Origin of the sequence: Alcaligenes sp. DN25, assembly GCF_023674485.1 — a bacterium.
GTDB classification, from domain to species: domain Bacteria; phylum Pseudomonadota; class Gammaproteobacteria; order Burkholderiales; family Burkholderiaceae_B; genus Alcaligenes; species Alcaligenes phenolicus.
Genome location: NZ_CP098408.1, coordinates 974,012 through 996,821, shown reverse-complemented (window position 1 = coordinate 996,821; position 22,810 = coordinate 974,012). Strand labels below are relative to the sequence as shown.

General features: G+C 56.9%; 17 protein-coding genes and 1 tRNA gene. 5 read left to right on the top strand and 13 right to left on the bottom strand.

The features are described from left to right. Positions 1 to 4: 4 nt before the first annotated feature. The 5 genes from NBV64_RS04580 to mnmC form a co-directional block, all read right to left on the bottom strand. Entirely contained in the window at positions 5 to 664 is a 660-nt protein-coding gene (locus NBV64_RS04580; RefSeq protein ID WP_022983463.1) for a methionine ABC transporter permease, read from the bottom strand. After that, a complete protein-coding gene (locus NBV64_RS04575) occupies positions 661 to 1,671 on the bottom strand; it encodes a methionine ABC transporter ATP-binding protein (RefSeq protein ID WP_045930959.1) in 1,011 nt (336 codons plus the stop codon). Before NBV64_RS04575 ends, NBV64_RS04580 begins: the two co-directional genes overlap by 4 nt. A gap of 246 nt (positions 1,672 to 1,917) precedes the next feature. After that, positions 1,918 to 1,993: transfer RNA gene (locus NBV64_RS04570), tRNA-Lys, on the bottom strand. A gap of 265 nt (positions 1,994 to 2,258) precedes the next feature. Next, positions 2,259 to 4,427 carry a glycoside hydrolase family 31 protein gene (locus NBV64_RS04565; RefSeq protein ID WP_250756766.1) on the bottom strand — a complete coding sequence of 723 codons (2,169 nt, stop codon included), beginning with the start codon at positions 4,425 to 4,427 and terminating at the stop codon, positions 2,259 to 2,261. Positions 4,428 to 4,578: 151 nt separating this feature from the next. Then, positions 4,579 to 6,444: a bifunctional tRNA (5-methylaminomethyl-2-thiouridine)(34)-methyltransferase MnmC2/FAD-dependent 5-carboxymethylaminomethyl-2-thiouridine(34) oxidoreductase MnmC1 gene (gene mnmC / locus NBV64_RS04560; protein WP_250756765.1), complete on the bottom strand. Its 1,866-nt coding sequence runs from the start codon at positions 6,442 to 6,444 to the stop codon at positions 4,579 to 4,581. 132 nt (positions 6,445 to 6,576) lie between these two features. On the opposite strand from mnmC, the gene NBV64_RS04555 reads away from it, so the two are divergent. Further along, positions 6,577 to 7,440 (top strand): inositol monophosphatase family protein, encoded by an 864-nt coding sequence (locus NBV64_RS04555; protein ID WP_009455018.1) that lies wholly within the window; start codon positions 6,577 to 6,579, stop codon positions 7,438 to 7,440. 160 nt (positions 7,441 to 7,600) lie between these two features. On the opposite strand, the gene NBV64_RS04550 is transcribed toward NBV64_RS04555, so the two are convergent. After that, positions 7,601 to 9,298, bottom strand: coding sequence for a long-chain-fatty-acid--CoA ligase (locus NBV64_RS04550; RefSeq protein ID WP_009455026.1), 1,698 nt, complete (start codon positions 9,296 to 9,298; stop codon positions 7,601 to 7,603). 80 nt (positions 9,299 to 9,378) lie between these two features. Here NBV64_RS04550 and NBV64_RS04545 point away from each other — a divergent pair, with 80 nt between their 5' ends. From NBV64_RS04545 to mgtE, 3 genes are all read left to right on the top strand, one after another. Then, positions 9,379 to 10,578, top strand: a complete 1,200-nt coding sequence (locus NBV64_RS04545; protein ID WP_088451031.1) for a M20 aminoacylase family protein — start codon at positions 9,379 to 9,381, stop codon at positions 10,576 to 10,578. Between the two features lie 185 nt (positions 10,579 to 10,763). Then, on the top strand, positions 10,764 to 11,108 hold the full coding sequence (locus tag NBV64_RS04540) for an acyl-CoA thioesterase (protein ID WP_003803527.1): 345 nt from the start codon (positions 10,764 to 10,766) through the stop codon (positions 11,106 to 11,108). Positions 11,109 to 11,129: 21 nt separating this feature from the next. Next, positions 11,130 to 12,611, top strand: a complete 1,482-nt coding sequence (gene mgtE, locus NBV64_RS04535) for a magnesium transporter (protein WP_009455029.1) — start codon at positions 11,130 to 11,132, stop codon at positions 12,609 to 12,611. Positions 12,612 to 12,892: 281 nt separating this feature from the next. Here the strand turns inward: mgtE and NBV64_RS04530 are convergent, their stop codons facing one another. The 3 genes from NBV64_RS04530 to NBV64_RS04520 form a co-directional block, all read right to left on the bottom strand. Further along, positions 12,893 to 13,786 (bottom strand): NAD(P)-binding domain-containing protein, encoded by an 894-nt coding sequence (locus tag NBV64_RS04530; protein ID WP_250756764.1) that lies wholly within the window; start codon positions 13,784 to 13,786, stop codon positions 12,893 to 12,895. 212 nt (positions 13,787 to 13,998) lie between these two features. After that, the gene (gene secA, locus NBV64_RS04525) at positions 13,999 to 16,725 is read right to left on the bottom strand and encodes a preprotein translocase subunit SecA (protein WP_009455031.1); all 2,727 of its coding nucleotides are present in this window, start codon (positions 16,723 to 16,725) and stop codon (positions 13,999 to 14,001) included. 119 nt (positions 16,726 to 16,844) lie between these two features. After that, positions 16,845 to 17,777: a M23 family metallopeptidase gene (locus NBV64_RS04520; RefSeq protein WP_009455033.1), complete on the bottom strand. Its 933-nt coding sequence runs from the start codon at positions 17,775 to 17,777 to the stop codon at positions 16,845 to 16,847. 18 nt (positions 17,778 to 17,795) lie between these two features. On the opposite strand from NBV64_RS04520, the gene NBV64_RS04515 reads away from it, so the two are divergent. After that, entirely contained in the window at positions 17,796 to 18,278 is a 483-nt protein-coding gene (locus tag NBV64_RS04515) for a DciA family protein (RefSeq protein ID WP_115634326.1), read from the top strand. 33 nt (positions 18,279 to 18,311) lie between these two features. Here NBV64_RS04515 and lpxC read toward each other — a convergent pair whose 3' ends face one another. The 4 genes from lpxC to NBV64_RS04495 form a co-directional block, all read right to left on the bottom strand. Then, the gene (lpxC, locus tag NBV64_RS04510) at positions 18,312 to 19,235 is read right to left on the bottom strand and encodes a UDP-3-O-acyl-N-acetylglucosamine deacetylase (protein WP_022983456.1); all 924 of its coding nucleotides are present in this window, start codon (positions 19,233 to 19,235) and stop codon (positions 18,312 to 18,314) included. 210 nt (positions 19,236 to 19,445) lie between these two features. Further along, complete coding sequence (ftsZ, locus tag NBV64_RS04505) at positions 19,446 to 20,612, bottom strand: cell division protein FtsZ (RefSeq protein ID WP_022983455.1); 1,167 nt, start codon at positions 20,610 to 20,612, stop codon at positions 19,446 to 19,448. A 171-nt stretch (positions 20,613 to 20,783) separates the two neighbouring features. Continuing rightward, the gene (ftsA, locus tag NBV64_RS04500) at positions 20,784 to 22,010 is read right to left on the bottom strand and encodes a cell division protein FtsA (protein ID WP_009455039.1); all 1,227 of its coding nucleotides are present in this window, start codon (positions 22,008 to 22,010) and stop codon (positions 20,784 to 20,786) included. Positions 22,011 to 22,017: 7 nt separating this feature from the next. Then, complete coding sequence (locus tag NBV64_RS04495) at positions 22,018 to 22,809, bottom strand: cell division protein FtsQ/DivIB (protein WP_009455041.1); 792 nt, start codon at positions 22,807 to 22,809, stop codon at positions 22,018 to 22,020. Between the last annotated feature and the right edge of the window lies 1 nt (position 22,810).

The following is a 22,810-nucleotide window of genomic DNA, read 5'->3' as shown; positions in this document are numbered from 1 at the left end:
GGACTTATTTTCGGCTCAAGCGAGCCACCATGGCGTCTCCAAACACCTGCAGGAGTTGCACCAGCACCACCAGGATCGTCACGGTCACCACCATGACATCCGTTTGATATCGTTGATAACCAAAGCGCAAGGCCAGGTCACCCAGGCCACCGCCGCCGATCACACCGGACATGGCCGAATACCCCACCAGGGCAATGGCGGTCACAATCAGGGCCGCCACTATGCCAGTCGTCGCCTCAGGCAGCAAAGCCAGCAAGACGGTCTGACGGGAGTTCGCTCCCATGGCACGGCAGGCCTCATTCACACCGGGGTCCAGTTCACGCAGGACGTTTTCCACCAAACGGGCAAAAAACGGCGCGGCGCTCAGGACCAAGGGTGGAATAGCACCCTGCACGCCCAACGACGTACCGGCCAGAATGCGCGTCAAAGGAATAATGACGATCAGGAGAATCAGGAACGGCACGGACCGCAAGATATTCACGATCAGGGACAAGCTCTGGTAGATCCAGGCATTGTCCAGCATCTGCTTGCGGCTGGTCAGAAACAGCAGCACGCCTAATGGCAAACCAATAATTGCGGTAAAGCCCAGCGAAATACCCGTCATCAACAAGGTATCAATCGTGGCTTCACCAATCAGCGCCCAATCCAGGTTGCTAAAGTTCATGGTCGCAATACCTCAAATTGGACATTCAATTCAGTCAGCAAGGCATCCAGCCCTGCTTTAGCCTGCGCATCGCCTTCCACGGCCACGACCAGTTGTCCGTAAGGCTCGGTCTTGATGCGGCCAATGGCCCCCTGCAAGATGCTGACATTCAGCCCCAGCTGGCTGGTAATGCGGCTGATCAAAGGCTCCGTTGTCGCCACACCGCGCACGCTCAAGCGCATGACACTACCGGGCACACCTTCTGCCAAGGCATGCCAGTCGTCAGCGTTCACGCCGCTTTCACTGAGCAAGGACTGCGTAGTGGGATGATGCGGGTGCAGGAACACATCCAGCACTTCACCACACTCCACGATCTTGCCGGCATCAATCACGGCAACCCGATCACAGACAGAGCGAATCACGTCCATGCCGTGCGTAATCAGGACAATCGTCAGCCCCAATTCCTGATTGATCTCACGCAGCAAACGCAAGATCGACTGGGTGGTTTCTGGATCCAGTGCCGAGGTCGCTTCGTCGCACAGCAAAAGCTGCGGCCGATTAGCCAGGGCACGGGCAATACCGACGCGCTGCTGTTGTCCGCCCGACAACTGACGGGGATACTTATTGGCATGGTCCTTCAAGCCCACCAGCTCCAGCACTTCCAGAGCGCGAGCGTGACGTTGGGCGCGATCCACCCCTGCCAGGCGCAGAGGAAAACAGACATTATCCAGAACCGTGCGGGAATGGAGCAGATTGAAATGCTGGAACACCATGCCCACGCCTTGTCGGAAAGCGCGCAACTGCGCACCCGAAAAGCGTGTGATGTCCTGATCCTGCACCCAGACCTGGCCTGAACTAGGTTGCTCAAGCAGATTGAGCATGCGGATCAGCGTACTTTTCCCAGCACCCGAGCGACCAATAATACCGAAGACCTCTCCTTGGTGAATCTGCAAGGAAACGTCGTTCAAAGCATGAACGGTCTTGCCTGCCAAGGAATAGGTTTTTGAGATGTGTTCAAGACGAATCAAGATGAACTCAGCCTAGTTAGTCAGTCGAGTTATAAAAGCCTGAGCTGTAAGCGAAATTTACCATAAAGCAAATTTGACTATGACCAGATAGATATAACCCAAGGAAATATTGAAACCATACTGAGGGCTGCACTGTATAGCAAGATTTCCGACCGGCCAATGCGCGGATGTGACCTTGGCTGTGCAAGGCAAGCGCCCAAAGAAAAAGGCCGCTAAGAGCGGCCTTGTTTCTACGTTTCAGTTTAGTGGTGGGTCGTGCGCGACTCGAACGCGCGACCAACGGATTAAAAGTCCGCTGCTCTACCGACTGAGCTAACGACCCCCGACTGAAAGATGAAATTATGGCCTGTTCCGAAGAAGCCGTCAAGCACTAAATGCAAAATAATTGGAAAAAAGGCGTTTTTCTTTAAAAAACCTGAAAACAGCGTCTTGCCAAGGCCCCGCCCCTGCCCTTTTCCCTGTTTCAGAAACAAAATCGGAACATCTATCCAGGAGTATTTACTGCTGAAAATAGAAAATGCCTCCCGAGACTGAGGTCAGACCCCAATGCCGGGAGGCATTCAAAGACGATCAGGTTCGTCTAGCGCTTAACGGGCACGAGAAATACGGACCTCGGCACCACGGCGTTTGACCTCCAGCCCTTCGGACGGCAGGATCTTCAATCCTTCCAGACCCTTGATGTAGCTGGAACCCTGCATCTGCATGACGCGAATCTTGTTGCGCATCACAACCGGGCTGTGCTCGGGCATGCCAAACATCCAGACCTCATCCAGCAAACGAGCCGAGTTGAACTCGGATGTATGCTTGACCACCGGTCCCAGACACAGCATATGGCCTTCGCGTCCAAAGACCGGCAAGCGATCCAGACCCACAGTCATTTTCAGGATGGTGCCGCCTTCATAGCGCCAGCCTGTGCTCAGATCCCACCAGGCATCGCCCTCAGGCAGATAGACCTCAACATCCTGACCAGGCTGCAAGACAGGAGCCACCAGCAAGGCAGGACCCAACAAATACTGGGTATCCCACAAGCGAGCCTGGGCATCTGCCGGGAAGCTTTGAGCCATGGAGCGCTGTACCGGCAAGCCAGTACGCACGGCGTCTTCAATAATGCCCAATACATAAGGCACCAGACGGAAACGCCACTCCAGCCAATGAGCAACCTGAGCCTGGGTTTCTTCATCAAACGCATCAGGACGCAAGGCAGGAATACCTTGCAGGCTGAAGTTTGCCGAGAAAACCGACATGGCCAACCAACGCAGATACAGTTCTGGCGTCATTTCGCTAGTCGATGCAGCCGCATTGCCCCAACCATGAATCTGGATAGGCACGCCGCTATTACCGGTAGCCAAGGCGGACTTCAAGGATTGCGTCAGACCTGCCCAGGTATTTTCCACCTGCGGGCCCAACTGCCAGGCAAAGCGCTGGGAAGATGGGCTCAAGTCACGGCTGGCAACCACGCCTTCTTGCGGTGTCTTGTGACCGGCAACAGCGTCAAACAGGGCCTGACGTGCCAGCACAGGGTAAATCGCACGCAACAGGGCGCCCGACTCGCCACCACGGCTGGTGATGGCATCCGGAATATCAAAACGGGCATTGCACAGCACGGCACCCAGACCATCGTCGACCATCTGACGCTGGCGCTCGGTCCACATGCGGAACACGTCTTTGTGGGTCAGGTCCAGCAAACCGTAGTCGCGACCACCGCTTAGCTCATCGCCAGGGAAGACATAGGCGCAGCCGTCGTCATCATTGATAAGCAACCAACCGCGATCTTCCCACTCTTCGAACAAGCTGGTGCCCGCCAGTACACAAGGACGAGTCCAGGCGGCCAGCTGCAACTGATCATTCTGCAAGGCAGAGAAAGCGTCGCGAGGGTCAGCCATGCGGGCGGCATCCCACTCCAGCGTAGGCTTGTCCTGCTGAAAATCGTAAGGCTCCGGTGGCGGCAAGACGGCCACATCCAGCGCAATACCCCGCTCGCGGCACTGATTGGCCAGCTCACGCAAGGACGTTACATCCTGCGCCTGAGCGCCATCCAGCCACAAGCCCATAGGCGTGACACCGGGCTGACCGGCACGACCCGTCAAGGCCGAGTACTGATTGATGATTTCGCTGGGATCACCCAGGAACAGGAAGAAATCCAGTTCGGCAGCGTGTACACGAGCGCGGTACGCATCCAGGTCTTGCTGACCCAGATCATGTTCAACCCGCTCGAAGGTATTGATGTATAAACCCCAGCCTTGGGTGCTCCAGAGCAAAGGCAGGCTGCGGTCGTCCGGACGATCGGTATCAACCGTTTCCTCGCGGCGGTCCAGTTCGCCCAGGGTTTCGCCCAAACCATACAGGGCGTCTTCCTCGGCCAGGGCCAGAACCAGCTGCCAGCAACTATTGGGCTCCTGCTCGAGCATCAATGGCTGATCGCCACTGCTCAAGAGCAGTTGCTCGCCACGCCGGACTTCAAAGCGCCACGGATTGGCCTGAATGTGCAGGGCAAGCTCGCCCTGCTCAATCCGCCAGCCCGAATCGGCTGCTTCCAGTTGAAATTCGCTGACCGCCTCATGGCGGGCCAGCAGCATATCGCCCAAAGCTTTGGCACGGGTACTGAGCTTTTCATTATCGAGCCGGGTAGCCGGCATACAGCGGAAACGAAAAACACCCGGCGCATGAGCTTCGATGCGCAGCGCAAAATCGGTTTCGACAAAAGCGAAATCGGCCTGGGCCGGTTTCGTCGTCAACAAACTCAGATGATTAAACAATTGTGTCACGTCGTCAGAGTGGAGCGAACGGCACGATGCTGATCGCAGGGTCACGCTCAAGATTACTTAACAAGGCCACTATTTTGACGTATTTGCGCTACAAAGGAAAATGTTGCTTCACATTTCGCCGAAATAATTCGAAAAAAGGGCCTTAGCGAGGTATTAAGGCTTGCTCCAAACGCCGCTCCAAAGGAATGGGTTCCTCCAGACAATAAGCGGCAAACAAACTGGCTGCCAGCAGGCTCCAACTCAAACCACGTGAGCCGTAAGCCGCAGCCATAAACAAACCGGGCAGGCCCGGCACAAAACCCATCACGGGCAAATGATCACTTAAAGCACAGCGCCAACCGGCCCATCCTTGTGCAGGTGTTGCCACCGTCATAGCGGGATTGGCCAGCATGACAGAAACTTTTTCTATATTTTGCTGATGGCCCTGGCGGCTGACCTGGGCAGATTCACCAAAACGTTCGTAGGTGCTGCCGATAACTTGCCCCTGCGGGTCTACAGGCAGGATATAGCCCTGACCACTTAAAGTCACTTCACCACGAGTCAAAGCCTGGTCGGCAGGCAAGTATGTCACCTGCCCGGCCAGACGTTGCATGGCCGCCAACCGTGGTAGAGGATGCTGGGCCAAGAACTCGTCGGGCAGCAAACTCAGGCTTTGGGCTGCCGCGGCTATCACTACACGATTGCTGCTTTCCAAGCGCTCCCCCTGCTGATTGCAGATATCCCACACCCCCGGCTCCTGGCCGGCTCGCAAGGACACCTGCTCTGGCAGACATTGAATCAAGGGGTGATCCAGCAGATGAGCCACCAGTGCACCGGGATTCACTACCATGCCTTGCGGAAAATACAGGCCACCGCCTTGCAGCGGCACCCCAGCCAAGGCCGAGCCCTGCTCACGATCCAGCCATTGCACCCAATCCTGGTCCAAGGCCAAACGCTCCAGCGCCTGCTGAATTTCGGCATCACTATTGCCCGCCTGCCCAAACACCAAGGTTCCGACTCGACGCGGGCGAGCCGCTTCCGGCAAGTCTTTCCAGCCCTGCCAGGCATGCAGAACAGCATTACGGCTCAAGCGGGCCAAGGGGGCATCATCCAGGGCGAACACGGGGGAGATGGCAGCCAGACGGTGACCTTGATGCGTCGCATCCAGGCCCTGGCTCAGTGCCGGATCACAAACCAGAACGGGCACACCTTTGCGGGCCAACTCCCAGGCACAGGTCGCCCCCGCCAAACCGGCACCAATCACTACCGCCCGCCCTTGCTGTGGTGGCAAATTGCTGCGTCGTCCCAGGTGGGGACGCAAGCGAGCGCGAATGGTGCACCACTTCCCCCCGGCACCGGGGACTTTTTCCACTTCAAAACCTACCGAGGCCAGATCACGTCGCACCTGCCCGGCACAGCACCAGGAAGCCGCTGTCGCCCCCGGCGCAGCCAGACGCACCAGTTGCCCCAGGACCGACCGCGACCACATGGAAGGATTGCCACGGGGCGCAAAGCCATCCAGGTAAAACGCGTCCGCATGGCAGTGCAACTCGCGCATCATGGTTTCGGCTTGCCCAAAGGCCAAGGTCAGTGTGACTTGTCCCCTATCCAGCTCCAGCCTGTGTATGCCCGGCACCAGTATGGGCCAGGCTGCCAGCAGTTCCTGGGCTTGGGTCTGCAACTCCTCGGGCAAGCGGGCGTACAGAATCGCCAAATCTGAATGGCGGAAAGGATGAGCCTCAACCGACACGAAATGCAGCCGCTGGCTGCGCTCCGGGTCCTGACGCCAGGCCTGCCAGGTAGCCAGAAAGCTGGCCCCCAGTCCAAAGCCGGTTTCACAAATCGTAAATTGGGATCGCCCCCGCCAACGCTCGGGCAGACCATTACTGTGCAGAAACACCCGTCGTGCCTGCCCCAAAGGGCCATCTGCCGGGTGATAGCTATCCTGATACACCGCGCTGACAGGCACGCCACGCTCATTGAATTCCAGAACAGCCGGGACCAGGGGCTCAAACGCAGAGGCAGCCATTAATTTTCTTGCCCATAACAACACTCACACACGCTCTAACCCCTTAAACTGGCCTTAATCAAACTGACACCAACAAACACGTACAATGAAAAGTCTCAGCTTCAGACTTTTCTTTTTTAAAACCGGATTGCCATGCCATTGTCACGTTTACCGCTCAGCGCCTGCCTGGACGCTGCTGTTACCGCAGCCCATGCCGCCGCCGCTATTTTACAAGCCTATGCGTCGGACCGTAGCTCTCTGGTGATCAGCAACAAAATGCACAACGATCTGGTGTCGCAAGCCGATCACGAAGCCGAGCAGGCCTGCATCAGCGTGCTGATGGAACGCACCCCGGACATTGATATCGTGGCCGAGGAAAGCGGCGGCGTGAATACAGGCCGTCCCACCTGGTATATCGACCCGCTGGATGGCACGACCAACTTCCTGCACGGCATTCCTCATTATGCCGTCTCAGTTGCCCTGATTGCCCCGGCCGGCACCCAAATGGATAACGGCGTACTGACCCAGGACACCCCGGTCATTGCCGTGGTCTACGACCCCAATCGCGAAGAGCTGTTTACCGCCATGTACGGTGTGGGCGCCTGGTTGAATGGCAGCCGTATTCAGACATCCTCATCGAAAAAACTGGCGGACTCGGTATTGGCCACAGGCTTTCCCTTCCGCGACTTCTCTTTTTCCGACCAATACATGCCCAGCCTGAACGCCTCCATTACAGGCAGCCGTGGTGTGCGCCGCATGGGTGCCGCCGCGCTGGATCTGGCCTGGGTGGCTTGTGGGCGTTACGACGGTTACTGGGAAATGGGCCTGGCCCCTTGGGACGTTGCCGCTGGCACCTTGCTGGTGCGTGAAGCCAAGGGTGTGTGTCAGGACCTGTATCAGGAAGAGCCCTGGCCCGTCAGCGGTCACGTCTACGCAGGCAATGCCCACATTGCCGATGAGTTGCTGGGCATGGTGCGTCCGTCGCTGACACAGCGTCCGACCAAACCCAAGCCTTAACGCCTTATTCGGGGCCAGTTGCCAAACCTCCTGCTCTGATCTTCATCGCCCGATAAAAAAGCGAGCCATTTAAAAACGGCTCGCTTTTTTCATACAGATCAGGTTGCAGGCCAGGTTTAGCAATTTGCTAAATAGTCGCCCCGTCCTCCAAACCTCCAAATCAAGCCTGCGCTTCAGGCTTGGCTTGCTCATCCCGCAGGACGCGGCGCAAGATCTTGCCCACATTGCTTTTGGGCAGCTCATCACGGAACTCAATAATGCGGGGACGCTTGTACGCCGTCAGACGCTCTTTGCACCATTGCTTGATATCGGCTTCAGTCAAGGACGGATTACGTTTGACCACGAACAGCTTGATGCTTTCACCACTGTGCTCGCTGGGCACCCCCACCGCCGCCACTTCCAGCACATCAGGATGCGCCGCCACTACGTCTTCAATTTCATTCGGATAAACGTTGAAGCCCGACACCAGAATCATGTCTTTCTTGCGATCCACTAGACGAATACGTCCCTGCTGATCCATGACACCGATATCACCCGTCTTCAAGAAACCATTAGGCGTAAAGACATTGGCGGTTTCCTCCGGCTGGTTCCAGTAAGCCGACATAACCTGCGGCCCTTTGACGGCCAGCTCGCCTTGTTCGCCCATGGCAACCGGTTGCCCCTGTTCATCCAGCAAGAGCACATCGGTTGAAGGCAAGGGAAATCCAATCGTGCCACTGTAATCGCGTGAATCCGTCGAGTTCACCGCCACCACCGGGGAGGTTTCCGACAGACCATAGCCTTCAATCAAAGGGCAGCCCGTCACAGCCAGCCAACGCTCGGCCACGGCTTTTTGCAAGGCGGCACCACCGGCCAGACACAGTTTGAGCTGCGCAAACGGCAAGGTACGGAATTTTTCGTGATTCGCCAGCGCATTGAACAAGGTATTCACCGCTGGAACAACTTCAGGCGGATTGCGTTTCCAGGCCTTGTAAACCGAATTGAGATCGCGCGGATTCATCACCAGCACCATATGCATACCTGCATACATGGCAAACAGACCGCAAACCGTCAGCGCAAAGATGTGATACAGCGGCAAGGCCACCATCATGGTGTAAGCCGGACCTTTAAAGTCGCCCAAAGCGGGAAAGCCCACGGCCTCCACCTGCAAGACGTTTGCCATCAAATTGCGCTGGCTCAACATGGCGCCTTTAGGGCGGCCCGTTGTACCGCCCGTGTATTGCAACAGCGCCAAATCATCCGGTTTGGCGGGCTGACGGCTCAGGCTCAATTTGCTGCCCTGCTCCAGCACGGCCTTCAGACTGTGCGAACCCGGCAAAGAATAAGACGGCACCATGCGTTTCAAATAACGCACGGCGAAATTCACCACGCTGCCCTTGAGCCCCATCAGATCACCCACGGTACTCAACACCACGTGGGCAGGCTTCACATTGTCAGGAACTTGCTGCAGCACATGCGCAAAGGTTTCCAGAATCACAATGACCTGAGCCTGGCTATCGGCCAGTTGGAACTCCAGTTCGCGTTCGGTGTATTGCGGGTTGGTATTGACGCCCACCATGCCCGCCCGCATGGTGCCCAGCAAGCAAATCAGGAAGGGCAAACCATTGGGCAGCATCAACATCACACGGCTGCCACGCTCCAGCCCCTGTGCCTGTAACCAAGCCGCGAAGGCATCCGCGCTGCGGTCCAGATGTTCATAGGAAATGTCATGCCCCATAAAGGTCAGCGCAGTCCTGTCCTTATGCTTTTTCATGGCGGCATCCAGACAATCGATCAAGGTCTGCTCGGCGCCTAACTGAATCTCATGGGGCACGGAGGCCGGATAATGCTCGAGCCAAGGTTTTTGCTGAGTATCCAAGGGCTTGTCACCTAATACGTGTTTATTTATGGTTAACTCTACTCTACTTTATTGTTCAAACCCAAGGACAAGCCCGCATCATGAAGCTGTTTGAACCCATTTCCGCCTGGTCGCATGAAATTGCGGCTATCCGGCGCGATCTCCACACCTACCCCGAACTGGCTTTCGAGGAAACCCGGACGGCCGATCAAGTCGCGTCCTGGCTGGAGAAATGGGATATTCCGGTACATCGTGGCCTGGGCGTGACAGGCGTTGTCGGTATCCTGAAGGGTACGGGCGGCGAAGGTCCATCCGTGGGGCTGCGCGCCGATATGGACGCCCTGCCCATGCAGGAGCTGAACGAGTTCGAACACAAAAGCCGTCACGACGGCAAGATGCATGCCTGTGGACACGATGGACATACCGCCATGCTGCTGGGTGCAGCGCGCTACCTGTCCGAGCACCGTGATTTTGCGGGCACCATCTATCTGATTTTTCAGCCTGCCGAAGAAGGTTTTGGCGGCGCACGCGAAATGATCAAGGATGGCTTGTTCACGCTGTTCCCCATGCAAGCTGTTTTTGGCCTGCATAACTGGCCCGGCATGCCTGCCGGCACCTTCGGGGTTTTGCCAGGCGGCATGATGGCCTCCAGCAATACCTTTGAAATTCGCATTGAAGGCAAAGGCGCCCATGGAGGCATGCCCCATCTGGGCGTGGACCCCATCATGGCGGCCGTGCAACTGGCGCAAAGTCTGCAAACCATTGTCAGCCGCAATGTGGACCCCCTCGAACCCGTGGTGCTGAGCATTACCCAGATTCATGCCGGCTCTGCCGATAACGTTATTCCCAACGAAGCCGTCATGCGCGGCACGGTACGCACCTTCTCCACCGAAGCCCTGGACCTGGTCGAGACCCGCATGCGCGAACTGTGCGAGCAAAGCTGTGCCGCCCAGGGTTGCAAGGCCGAGTTCGACTTTGACCGCCGCTACCCTCCCACCATCAATAATCCCGAGCAAGCGGCCTTTTGCGCACAAGTCATCAAGGAGCTGGTTGGCCCCGACAAGCTGCGTCAGGACATCCGCCCTTCCATGGGCGCCGAAGATTTCTCCTTCATGTTGCAAGAAGTCCCCGGCTGCTATGTCTGGCTAGGCAATGGCGATGGCGACCACCGCAGCCAGGGCCACGGCATGGGTCCGTGCATGCTGCACAACGGCAGCTACGACTTCAACGACGCCCTGATTCCTATTGGTGCCAGCTATTGGGCCAAATTGGCTCTAGACTGGCTGGCACAACACCGTTGATGCTTTAACAAATGTTTCATAGCGGAGCCAAAGCTGGCCGTTACAATGGCAGGTTCTATTGTTGACGGCGTGCGCTCCGCGCGACGGGCATCTGTCCCACCACCCTTTCTTCCAATACGGGAGTATTTGTGACTACTTCAAGCAACATCTCTTCGCTCCCGGACGGAGCCCCCACCCTGCGCGTCATGCCCATGCCCACAGACGCCAATATTCACGGTGACGTGTTTGGTGGCTGGATCATGTCCCAGGTGGACATTGCCGGAGCGATTCCTGCAACACGACGCGCCCAAGGCCGGGTTGCCACCATTTCCGTGAATGCCTTCACCTTCAAGCAGCCCGTGTTTGTGGGTGATTTGCTCAGTTTCTACACAGAAATCATCAAAACAGGCCGCACCTCCATTACGGTTTCGGTGGAAGTGTATGCAGAACGCAAACGCCTGCAACTTGAAACGGTCAAGGTAACGGAAGCCACGCTTACCTATGTGGCTACCGATGACGAGCGCCGCAGCCGCCCGCTGCCCCCTCTCTAAGTATTCGTGACAGGCAGGCCTATGCAGGAAAACCTGGTACCCCCTACTTCGCCCAGTGACACTCCCAAGCCACGCCGCCTGGAGCCCGAGGATGCGCAGCAGGCACTTTATCGCCTGAAAAACATCCTCAAGCGCCAGGAAGTGGTGGAATCGCTGGCCCAGCGCCAGTTCGAGGACGACGACCGCTCCAACCTGCTTGAGGGCTTGATCCATCGCCAGCATGAAAGCGAGATCAAGGCCATCCTGAACGATCTGCACCCGGCCGACATTGCCTTCATTCTGGAGTCCTTGCCCGAGCTGGAGCGCCAGGCCATCTGGCAATTGGTGGATGCCGAGCACGACGCCGACGTGCTGCTGGAAGTAGCCGACTGGGCACGTGAATCGCTGATTCGTTCCATGGACGCCGCGGACCTGATCGCGGCCGCCGGCAATATGGATGCCGACGAAATTGCCGATCTGGTCCCTGACCTGCCGCCCGATGTGGTGGCAGCCGTGCAGCGCGGCCTGACGGACGAGGAGCGTGCACAGTTGATCGAAGCCATGGGCTACCCCGAAGACACCGTGGGCGCCATCATGGACTTTGACATGGTGCGCGTGCGCGAGGATGTCACCCTGGAAGTGGTCCTGCGTTACCTGCGTCGTTTGCAGGAACTGCCAGACCACACTGACCAGATTTTCGTGGTGGACCGGGCCGATAAACTGCAAGGCACACTGTCCCTGACCCGCATGTTAGTCAGCGAGCCTGAAACCCTGGTGTCCTCTGTCATGTCAACCGATTATCTGACTCTGAATCCACTGGATTCGGACTCGGATGCGGCCGGGGCCTTTGAGCGTTATGACCTGGTGTCTGCTCCTGTGGTGGACGATATTGGCCGCCTGATTGGCCGAGTCACCATTGACGAAGTAGTGGACGTGCTGCAAGAGGACTCGGAAGAACAGGCCCTGTCTCGTGCCGGTCTGCAAGAGGACGATATTTTCTCGCCCATCCGTACGGCTATCCGCAACCGGGCTCCCTGGCTGCTGATCAACCTCTGTACAGCGGCAACGGCTTCCTTCATTGCCTCGCGCTTTGAGGATACCGTCAGCCACATCGTGATCCTGGCTTTCCTGATGTCGATTGTGGCCGGTATTGGTGGCAACTCCGGCAACCAGACCATGACCATGATCATTCGTGCCATTGCCACCGGCCGAGTCACAGGTTCCAACGTCCTGCCATTGATCAAGCGCGAACTGCTGGTGACCTTTCTGGTTGGTGTCTGTGGCAGCGCGGTAACGGCATTCTTTGCCTGGTTTATCTCCGACTCGATCGCCATTGCTGCCGTGATGATGGCCGCCATGATCGGCAATATGTTGATTGGCGCGGCGCTGGGCGTGATGATCCCGATTCTGCGTGATCGCTTTGGCAATGACCCTGCTGTGGGCTCCTCGGTATTGCTGACCTTTGCGACGGACTCACTGGGTTTCTTGCTGTTTCTGGGGCTGGCAACAGTTTTCTTGCTGTAAATCACCTGCAGGCATGATTAAAAAAACCGGCTTCTGGCCGGTTTTTTATTTCTGCATCAAAGGGAATCAATCGACTCTTTTAATCTTTTGGCCCCAGAGGGCCTGAAAATCCGGCCACTGGAACATCTAAATATCGGACTGCTGAACGTTGAATTTCAGTATGTGTGCTTCATCTTATTAAGCACAAGCTCTTTACCCTTTCCCGAAGGGAAAAACTTGATAGCCCCCCAAAAAAGTTACCTCAGACTCAAACGCGAGCAACAAACTGTCCTTCCGAACAACTAAGAGCGTGAGGACGACTGTCGGGCCTCTTCCAAGAACACTTCCAGACTCTCCTGTGTCCCCACGGCCTGAGCTCTTTGCAAAGACTCGGTCTGCGCCGTGTGCTCAAAAAAATCCAGTACGCCATTGGTCACTCGCGGCGCAATGCCTGCCAACTCCAGCTGACGACGCACTTGCAGAACCTCGTCTCGGCGGCGCACGCCGTGCACCAGATGGCTGCGCAGGCAGGACTCCATGAAGTCCTGCAAGCCCCGCTGATTCAAATCCTCCAGGACTTCATACAGCTCGGCCCGCAAACCCATGCGCTCGGCCAGCATCAAGTTTTCAATTCCCAAGGCCTCCAGCCCCTTGGTCATCAAACTGCGCAGCAGCTTCAAGCGCATTGCATCCCCCGCCTGTCCCGGCAAGATACGCACAGAAGCGCCCTGAGCCTGCCAAAACGCCGCAGCCCTGCCTGCCCCTTGCCCTGCCGCCAACAAAGCCGTCTGAGCGCCTGTAGAGGGCACAGAGCCCATAATCGCCAGGTCAGCCAGCTCGATTCCATGCTGTCGCGCCAAAGCGTCCATGCTCTCCATGTCCTGGGGCTCGGCCGTACACAAGTCCATGTACAGCGTTCCCACAGACAAATGCGGCATGACGGCCTTGGCCACTATGTCTGCCTGTGTTCCCGTCACTGCCGACAACACGCCGTCAAGACTCCGCCAATCCGTATCCGCCTGCAAACACAGTTTCGCTCCCAATTGCTGCGCCAGTTCGCCGGCTGCGGCACTTTTCCGGCGCACCAGGATAAACGGCACCTGCACACCAGCCGACTTCAAGGCAGCACCATAAAAATGCGCGACTTCGCCCGCCCCGATCAGGGCAACACGATGCAATAAGGGAGATGTTGTCATAGAAAAACACACAGAAGAAACGATCAGCTGCAGCCGGTAGCACCAAGCTGCGTCCTGTAGCTTACAGGGAAAAACGGCCCTGCATGAGCGGGATATAACCATTCACAGATCAGTTCGCAGCAACAAAACTGGCATCCAAGAAAAAACCCCATGCGCCAGGGGCTCATGGGGTTTGATCTCGCAGCCTGCAGGCTGGGCAGCTTGAGTCAGAATCAGTTCAAGCGCCCATGGCACTGCTTGTATTTCTTGCCGCTGCCGCATGGGCAAGGATCGTTACGGCCTACGCGTGGCACTTCGCCCTTGGCCGCTTCGTCCAGACCGGGATCTTCACCGCTCAAGGCAGCATCGTAATCCGAATGATGGAAACGGACATTGGAATTGGCAGGAACCTCAACCGCGGCTTCCTCGACCTGCTCCGGAGTCTGAATACGCACGGTCATCAGCACTTTGACCACTTCATCACGCACACGGTCCAGCATGTCGGAGAACAGCTCGAAAGCTTCACGCTTGTATTCCTGTTTGGGGTCTTTCTGGGCATAACCGCGCAGATGAATCCCCTGACGCAGGTGATCCAGGGCCTGCAAATGGCCACGCCATTGCGTATCAATGGACTGCAAGAGCACGGAGCGCTCGAAGTTGCCCCAGTTAGGCTGCCCCACCAGATCAATCTTGGCTTGCAGCAGACGCTGGGATTCTTCGATAACGCGATCATGCAAGTCATCGTCGGTCAGATTGGATTCTTTCTCCAGCATTTCAGCCAAAGGCAGCTCAATCTGGAAGGTGCTTTGCAAAGCGGTGGTCAAGCCGGGAATATCCCATTGCTCTTCCATGGTGTCTTGCGGCACGTATTCACGGAACAGACGGCTGACGGCGGCTTCGCGCAGGCTGCTGATGGTGTCGGAAATATCAGCCGACTCCAGCACTTCATTACGCTGGGCGTAGATCACCTTGCGCTGATCGTTGGCCACGTCGTCATACTGCAGCAACTGTTTACGAATATCGAAGTTGCGAGCCTCGACCTTGCGCTGAGCGGATTCGATGGAACGAGTCACCATGCGGGCTTCGATAGGCTCGCCTTCCGGCAAACGCAGACGCTCCATGATGGCGCGCACACGATCACCGGCGAAGATGCGCATCAGCGAATCTTCCAGCGACAGGTAGAAACGCGAGGAACCTGGGTCACCCTGACGACCGGCACGACCACGCAGCTGGTTGTCGATACGGCGGGATTCGTGACGCTCGGTACCAATAATGCGCAAACCACCAGCCTGTTTGACCTGCTGGTTCAGCGGTTCCCAAGCAGCACGAATAGCCTGGATCTTGGCTTCTTTCTGCTCGGCACTCAGGGACTCGTCTTCACGCACCTGAGAAATTGCACGTTCGATGCTGCCACCCAAGACAATGTCCGTACCACGACCGGCCATATTGGTGGCGATGGTCACGTGACCGGGCATACCAGCTTCAGCCACGATGTCGGCTTCACGGGCGTGTTGCTTGGCGTTCAGCACCTCGTGCTTGACGCCAGCGGCATTCAAGCGTGTGGAAATCAGCTCGGAGTTTTCAATGCTGGTGGTACCTACCAGTACAGGCTGACCACGCTCGTGGCAGTCCTGAATGTCTTTCAGAATGGCATTGAACTTCTCGTCATCGGTTTTGAAGACCTGGTCGTTCTGATCCTTGCGGGCCAGCGGACGATTCGGTGGAATGATGACGGTTTCAAGACTATAGATTTCCTGGAACTCATAGGCTTCGGTATCGGCCGTACCCGTCATGCCCGACAGCTTGTCGTACATACGGAAGTAGTTCTGGAAAGTAATCGAAGCCAGCGTCTGGTTTTCGTTCTGGATGCGAACGCCTTCCTTGGCTTCCACAGCCTGGTGCAAGCCATCCGACCAGCGGCGACCAGCCATCAAACGGCCGGTAAATTCGTCCACAATCACCACTTCGCCGTCCTGGACCACGTATTGCTGGTCGCGGAAGAACAGGTTGTGGGCGCGCAGAGCGACCATCAGGTGGTGCATCAGGGAAATGTGGCGCGGTTCGTACAGCGACTCGCCTTCGGGAAGCAAACCGATTTCGGTCAGGATCTGCTCGGCACGTTCGTGACCGGCTTCGGAAATATGAACCTGCTGGCCCTTTTCATCGACCCAGAAGTCGCCTTCGGGCTCGGGCTCGTGTGGACGAGGCTCTTGCGTCATGCGGGTCAGCATGGGCGGAACCACGTTCATGCGCACGTACAGCTCGGTATTGTCTTCGGCCTGGCCGGAGATGATCAGCGGTGTACGGGCTTCGTCGATCAGGATGGAGTCAACTTCGTCGACAATCGCGTAGGACAAACCGCGCTGGCGGCGATCCTCGGCGCGGTATTCCATATTGTCGCGCAGGTAGTCAAAACCAAATTCGTTGTTGGTACCGTAGGTAATGTCAGCCTGGTAGGCAGCAATCTTCTCGGCATTGTCTTGCTGGGGAACTACGACGCCCACGCTCAGACCCAGGAAGTTGTACAGACGCCCCATCCAGTTCGCATCGCGTCGAGCCAGGTAATCATTGACGGTCACCACGTGCACGCCTTTGCCGGACAGTGCATTCAGGTACACGGCCAAAGTCGCGGTCAGGGTTTTACCCTCACCCGTACGCATTTCGGAAATCTTGCCGTTGTGCAAGGCAATGGCACCGAGCATCTGCACGTCAAAGTGGCGCATGCCAAATACACGGACACCCGCCTCGCGTACTACAGCAAAAGCCTCGGGCAGGAGCGAGTTAAGCGAGGCGCCATCCTGAACACGTTGGCGCAGCTCCTGCGTCTTGGCTGCCAAGGCCTCGTCGCTCAGGCCCTGAATAGTAGGCTCAAGAGCATTAATCTGGGCGACCTGCTTACGGTACTGTTTGAGCAGTCGGTCGTTACGACTGCCAATAAGCTTTTTCAGCAATGAAACCATTCTTGTGTCGTCAATGTAGGCGAGGCCGCAAGGGCTTGAATCTGTGCCTCGAGCCTATCTCTGGTTAAAAGGGATGCGCAAGCAAACAATCAGTTTAACGCACATGCTGCAAGACGGAACTACTTGTCCGAATCCAATTGCGCGATCTGCTGTTCTACATACTCACGCGCCGGCAGAAAAAGCTTGGGATCCAGAGCATGTCCGGCCATGCGCACTTCAAAGTGCAGGTGCGAACCTGTGGACTGCCCGGTAGATCCGACACGGGCGATCAACTGCCCTTTTTCTACTACGTCGCCTAATTTAACAACGATTGATGACGCATGGGCGTATCGCGTGCTCATGCCATTGCCATGATTGATTTCCACCAGCTTGCCGTAGCCGGTCATATAGCGGGCTTCCGATACCACCCCACCGGATGCGGCATAGATAGGCGTCCCCTTGGGTGCTGGAAAGTCCAGGCCTTCGTGCAAGGCATGACGGCCCGAAATCGGGTGACGACGCCAGCCAAAGGAAGAAGCTACCTCGTCATAATCCACCGGACGGTAATTGGGCAGACGGGCTTCGTTGCCGGTACGCTCGGTCAGCACGGAATCCAGCATCTGAAACCAGTCCTGTTGCTCGGACATCTGTTTGGCCAGATTATCCAGCTGCTCGCCCAGACGGTCGGCGTTCCAGACCAGATCGGCTCCATCCATGCTGTCCATGACGGCCAGATCCTGCACGGGCATGGCACCGGCCAGCTCCGGATCGGTGTACTCAATGCCGGCCGCCTTGGCCACGCGCTTGCTGACACCGTCCATCTCGATCAGTTTGGCCTGCAAACCGCCGACTTTTTCGGCCAGGCGGGTCACGTTGTCCTGCATGGCAGCGGCCTGGCTCTGGGCCATATCCGCGTCCAGCGACACGCCACCGCGTTCACCCCAGTGCGACTGCACCAGAGCTCCCGCCGCTGCGGAAACGCCCAGCGATACCAGAGCCACCAGGGCGATCACCGTACGGCGCACCCCTTTGGCTTTGGCATCTAAGGACGTATAGTCTTTATGTTGATCCACTATCGTATAACCTCGAACATGACCTGGAAGCCTCCTTTTTCCTCATCCGCGCCAAAACGCAGTAGCGGGCAAAGCCACGCTTTGGGTTGGCTGGCCAGCGACCAGCAAGGTTCCCAGGTACTGGAAATGGCCCGGCAGCTGATGGCGGCGCAGACCCATGTAAGCAAAGCCTTGCCACCTGCTTTGGGCAAGGCTTGTAAAGTAGCCCGTATAGACAGACAGCAATTGACGCTGGCAGTTCCCAGCGCCGCACATGCGGCCAAGCTGCGTCAGCTGTTGCCCACTGTCACACGGCAGATGAATGCCGCTGGCTGGAACATTAGCGAGGCGCTGGTGCACGTGCAAGCCCATTTGTTTGCAGCTGTGACAGAAAAGCCCGCGCGCCAGGTACAAGTCCTGGACGAACGGGCCTTGGAATCATTTGAAAAGCTGCATGACTCATTGCCGCAAGGTCCCTTGGCGCAAGCCATCGAACGCTTGTTGCGTCATCATCGCGGCTAAGCAAAGCACCAGGAGCGGGACCCTAAACAAGTATCAAGCGAATTTCCACTCGCTGGAAAAAGCGTGGGGTGCACTGGCAGCCGACTCGAAAGTCACCAGTTCCCAGCTATCCTGGGCGGCCAGCAAGGCACGCGCCAGCTGGTTATTCAAACCATGGCCGGATTTGCACGCCACATAGCGTGCAATCAGGGGGTGGCCAATCAGGTACAAGTCACCAATAGCATCCAGAATCTTGTGCTTGACGAACTCGTCCTCGTAACGCAGACCGTCGCTGTTCAGGACACGGTACTCGTCCATGACGATGGCATTATCCAAACTGCCGCCACGGGCCAGACCGGCCGCACGCAAAGCTTCCACTTCGCTGGCGAACCCGAAGGTGCGCGCACGTGAAATAGTCTTCACGTACGAGTCATGCGCAAAATCCACCTCGGCAAAATTGGCCGTTGCATCAATGGCCGGGTGGTGAAAATCGATAGAAAACTGAAGGGCAAAGCCTTCGTAGGGCTCCAGACGGGCCCACTTGATGTCCTTCCCCTCGCCTTCAGAGACTTCGATGGGTTTGAGGACACGCAAAAACTTCTTGGCGGCTTCTTGCTCCTGCAAGCCCGCCGAACGCAACAAATACACAAATGTGCCGGCGCTGCCATCCATGATGGGCACTTCTTCAGCCGTCAGGTCCACGTGCAGATTATCAATGCCCAGGCCAGCGATGGCCGACATCAAATGCTCGACGGTTGAAACCCGAACATTATCCTTGATTAGCACCGAAGCCATACGCGTACCACCGACCTTGTCTGCCTGTGCGGGCAAATCCACGATTTCGGGCAGATCGATACGGTGAAACACAATACCCGTGTCAGGCGCAGCAGGGCGCAGTGTCAGTTCGACACGACGGCCAGAGTGCAAGCCGACTCCTTTGGTACTGATGACATTCTTGATGGTGCGCTGACGAAGCATGGCTGTTCTTGTATTTGTAAAGTGTTGTTCGCAAAGACTATTGTAACCGTAATACGGGTTATCCACTATACGCTTTCTAAAAACATAAGCAATTGTCAAGCGTCAAACACCCCGACACAACAAAGCACTTACGCCCCCTGAGCGCGAACGCCCAGGGGGAGTCGTGGGAGAAATCAAATTGGCGACTCGGGTAATCGCCGAACCTGATTTTTAATCAGCCTGCTTGCGCAAGAACGCCGGAATGTCGAAGTGATCCATGCCAGCAGTCTCCAGCGCACGCACCTGGGCCGAAGCCTGGCTGCGTGGATTGCGGATGACGGCAGGCACGTCGGCGTTGGCGTAATCCGCACCGATGACAGGCATGTTGTCCGTACCTGTACGTAACACTTCTTCGTTGTTTTGTACCAACTGTGGGCGCGCTTGCTTGCGACCCAGGCCAGTAGCAACAACAGTCACACGCAGGCTGTCGCCCATGGACTCATCGTAAGCCGTACCGAAGATAACGGTTGCGTCTTCTGCTGCGTAGCCACGGATGGTGTCCATGATTTCGCGCGTTTCGCGCATCTTCAGGGACGACGAAGAGGTGATGTTCACCAGCATGCCGCGGGCACCGTGCAGGTCCACACCTTCCAGCAATGGGCAAGCGATGGCGCGCTCAGCCGCTTCACGAGCGCGGTTCGAGCCGGAAGCCACAGCGGTACCCATCATGGCCTGGCCTTGCTCGCCCATGATGGTTTTCACGTCTTCGAAGTCGACGTTCACGTTACCTTCAACATTGATGATCTCGGCAATACCGGCGCAGGCATTGTGCAAGACATCGTCAGCTGCCTTGAAGCAATCGGACTGTGTTGCGTCCTCATCCATCAAGTCGTACAGGTTTTCATTCAATACAACGATCAGGGAGTGAACGTGCTTGCTCAGTTCCTCGATCCCTTCCTCGGCCATGCGCAGACGGCGATTGCCTTCAAAGGAGAAAGGTTTGGTGACGACACCCACGGTCAAAATGCCCAATTCCTTGGCCACTTCGGCCACAACGGGGCTGGCACCCGTACCGGTGCCACCGCCCATACCGGCTGTAATAAACACCATATGGGCGCCGTTCAATGCTGCGCGAATTTCTTCGCGAGCGGTTTCCGCTGCTGCACGACCTTGATCAGGCTTGGCACCGGCGCCCAAGCCGCTGCGGCCCAGACGAATCTGAATAGGTGCCTCGCTACTGGCCAGCGCCTGCGAGTCGGTATTGGCGCAAATGAAATCAACGCCCTGAACACCAGAGTTGATCATATGCGTCACAGCGTTACCGCCTGCGCCGCCCACGCCCACGACCTTGATGACCGTGCCGCTACCGCTGGTATCTAACATTTCAAAGTTCATCATGATTGACTCCCACTCAAACACTTAATTAGTCAAGTTTCTACGTACTTCCCCGATACAACTGAAATTTGGAATCAGCTCAAAACATCTGCCAACCAAAGGGTTCGCACCCGGTTTGAACTGCCTCCTGGACAGCCCTTTCAGGCTGCCCGACCTGAGCGTCTTGCAACGCCCTTAATTCATGAACCATTCCTTCATGCGTGCCATCAGCCCTTTCACACTGCCTTTTTGCTGGGCCACTTTGCGGCCACGAGCGCTTTGCAGGCGAGCTTCGGTCAACAGACCCATCACGGTCGAAAAACGGGGGTTGCGCATCACATCAGCCAGGCTGCCTTCGTAGCTGGGCACCGCGATACGCACAGGTTTCAGGAACACGTCCTCGGCCAGCTCCACGATGCCCGGCAACATGGCCGTACCACCAGTCAGCACCACGCCAGAGGACAGCAAGTCTTCGTAGCCCGATTCGCGCAGGCTTTGCTGCACAAAGGTGAACAACTCCTCCACACGCGGCTCGATCACGGCACCCAGGGCCTGGCGCTTGACCTGGCGGTTGGGACGATCACCCAGACCGGGCACTTCAATCATTTCTTCCGGATGGGCCAGCGATTGCTTGGCCACACCAAAACGCAGCTTGATCTCTTCCGCATCCGGCGTAGGGGTGCGCAACATGGCGGCAATGTCGCTGGTGATCTGGTCGCCCGCGATCGGGATCACGTCGGTATGACGAATCGCACCGCCGGTGTAGATGGCGATATCGGTTGTACCGCCACCAATGTCTACCAGCACCACGCCCAGCTCTTTCTCGTCCGCCGTCAGGCAAGACAGGCTGGAGGCCAAAGGCTGCAAAATCAGGTCCTGTACTTCCAGACCACAACGACGCACACACTTGACGATGTTCTGCGCTGCGCTGACGGCACCGGTCACAATGTGTACCCGCACTTCCAGACGCAGACCGCTCATGCCTATGGGTTCGCGAATATCTTCTTGCGAATCCACGATGAACTCCTGCGTGAGCACGTGCAGCACTTGCTGGTCGGTGGGGATATTCACGGCCTTGGCCGTTTCAATCACGCGTGCCACATCGGTCGCCGTGACTTCCTTGTCTTTGACCGCCACCATGCCGCTGGAGTTAAAGCTGGTGATGTGGCTGCCTGCAATTCCGGTGTAGACCTCACGGATCTTGCAATCGGCCATCAACTCCGCCTCTTCCAAAGCGCGCTGGATAGAATTGACTGTCGTCTCGATATTGACGACCACCCCTTTGCGCATGCCCTGGGATTCATGCTGTCCCAGACCAAGCACTTCAAACCGGCCTTCCGGCAGCACTTCGGCCACCACCGCAACCACTTTGCTGGTGCCGATGTCCAATGCAACGATCAGGTCTTTGATGTCACGAGTCATATGTTCTTTACTTCACAGGGGTAGATGAAACCGGAGCCAGCGTTATCGCAAAGCCATTCGGGTAACGTAAGTCGGCACTTTGCAAAGCACGGTCGCCAAGCCGTTGCATCAAGGCAGGCCAAGCCTGCACAAATCGTTCAACACGTACCGCAAAGGGCAATGCACCTTTACGACCGTGCGGGTCGGCAATATCAGCAGCCGGGTCACGCCCCAGGCTTAGCTGCATGCCGTTGGACAACACTACATCCCAGGCGTAGCGCGGGCTCAGCGTCACTTCACTGACCTGTACATCCAGCGGCCCAAACCAGCGTGCCAACTCGGCATACCGTTGCACCACCAGACGCTCCGAATTCGGAGGACCGCTTAGCTGGGGTAAATCCACATCATCAGGCACCACGGCTTTATTGGCCGAAAATGATTCACCCCAGGTGTTGATCATTTCGTCTTCGTTCCAATAGGCCAGCGGCTGCTGTTCTTCAATCCGTACCGACAAGCTATTGGGCCAAACGCGGCGGATCTGCGCGCGACGTACCCAAGGAGCCGTTTCAATCAGAGCGCGGGACTTGTCCAGATCTACTGTGAAGAAGTTGCCTTGCAGGCGACCGGCAATCGTGGCTTTCACCCCTTCAGGAGTCACATAGGCCAGACGTTCGCCTTGCGAGGACTCGATCTGAATGCGTTCGATATTGAAGTACGGACGACGCACAGCCCAAACCACAACACTGATCACCAATGCCGATACCGCTAGCAAAGCCAGCGTATTGGCGATCAGGTTGGTCAGACGTGCATCGGAAAACATG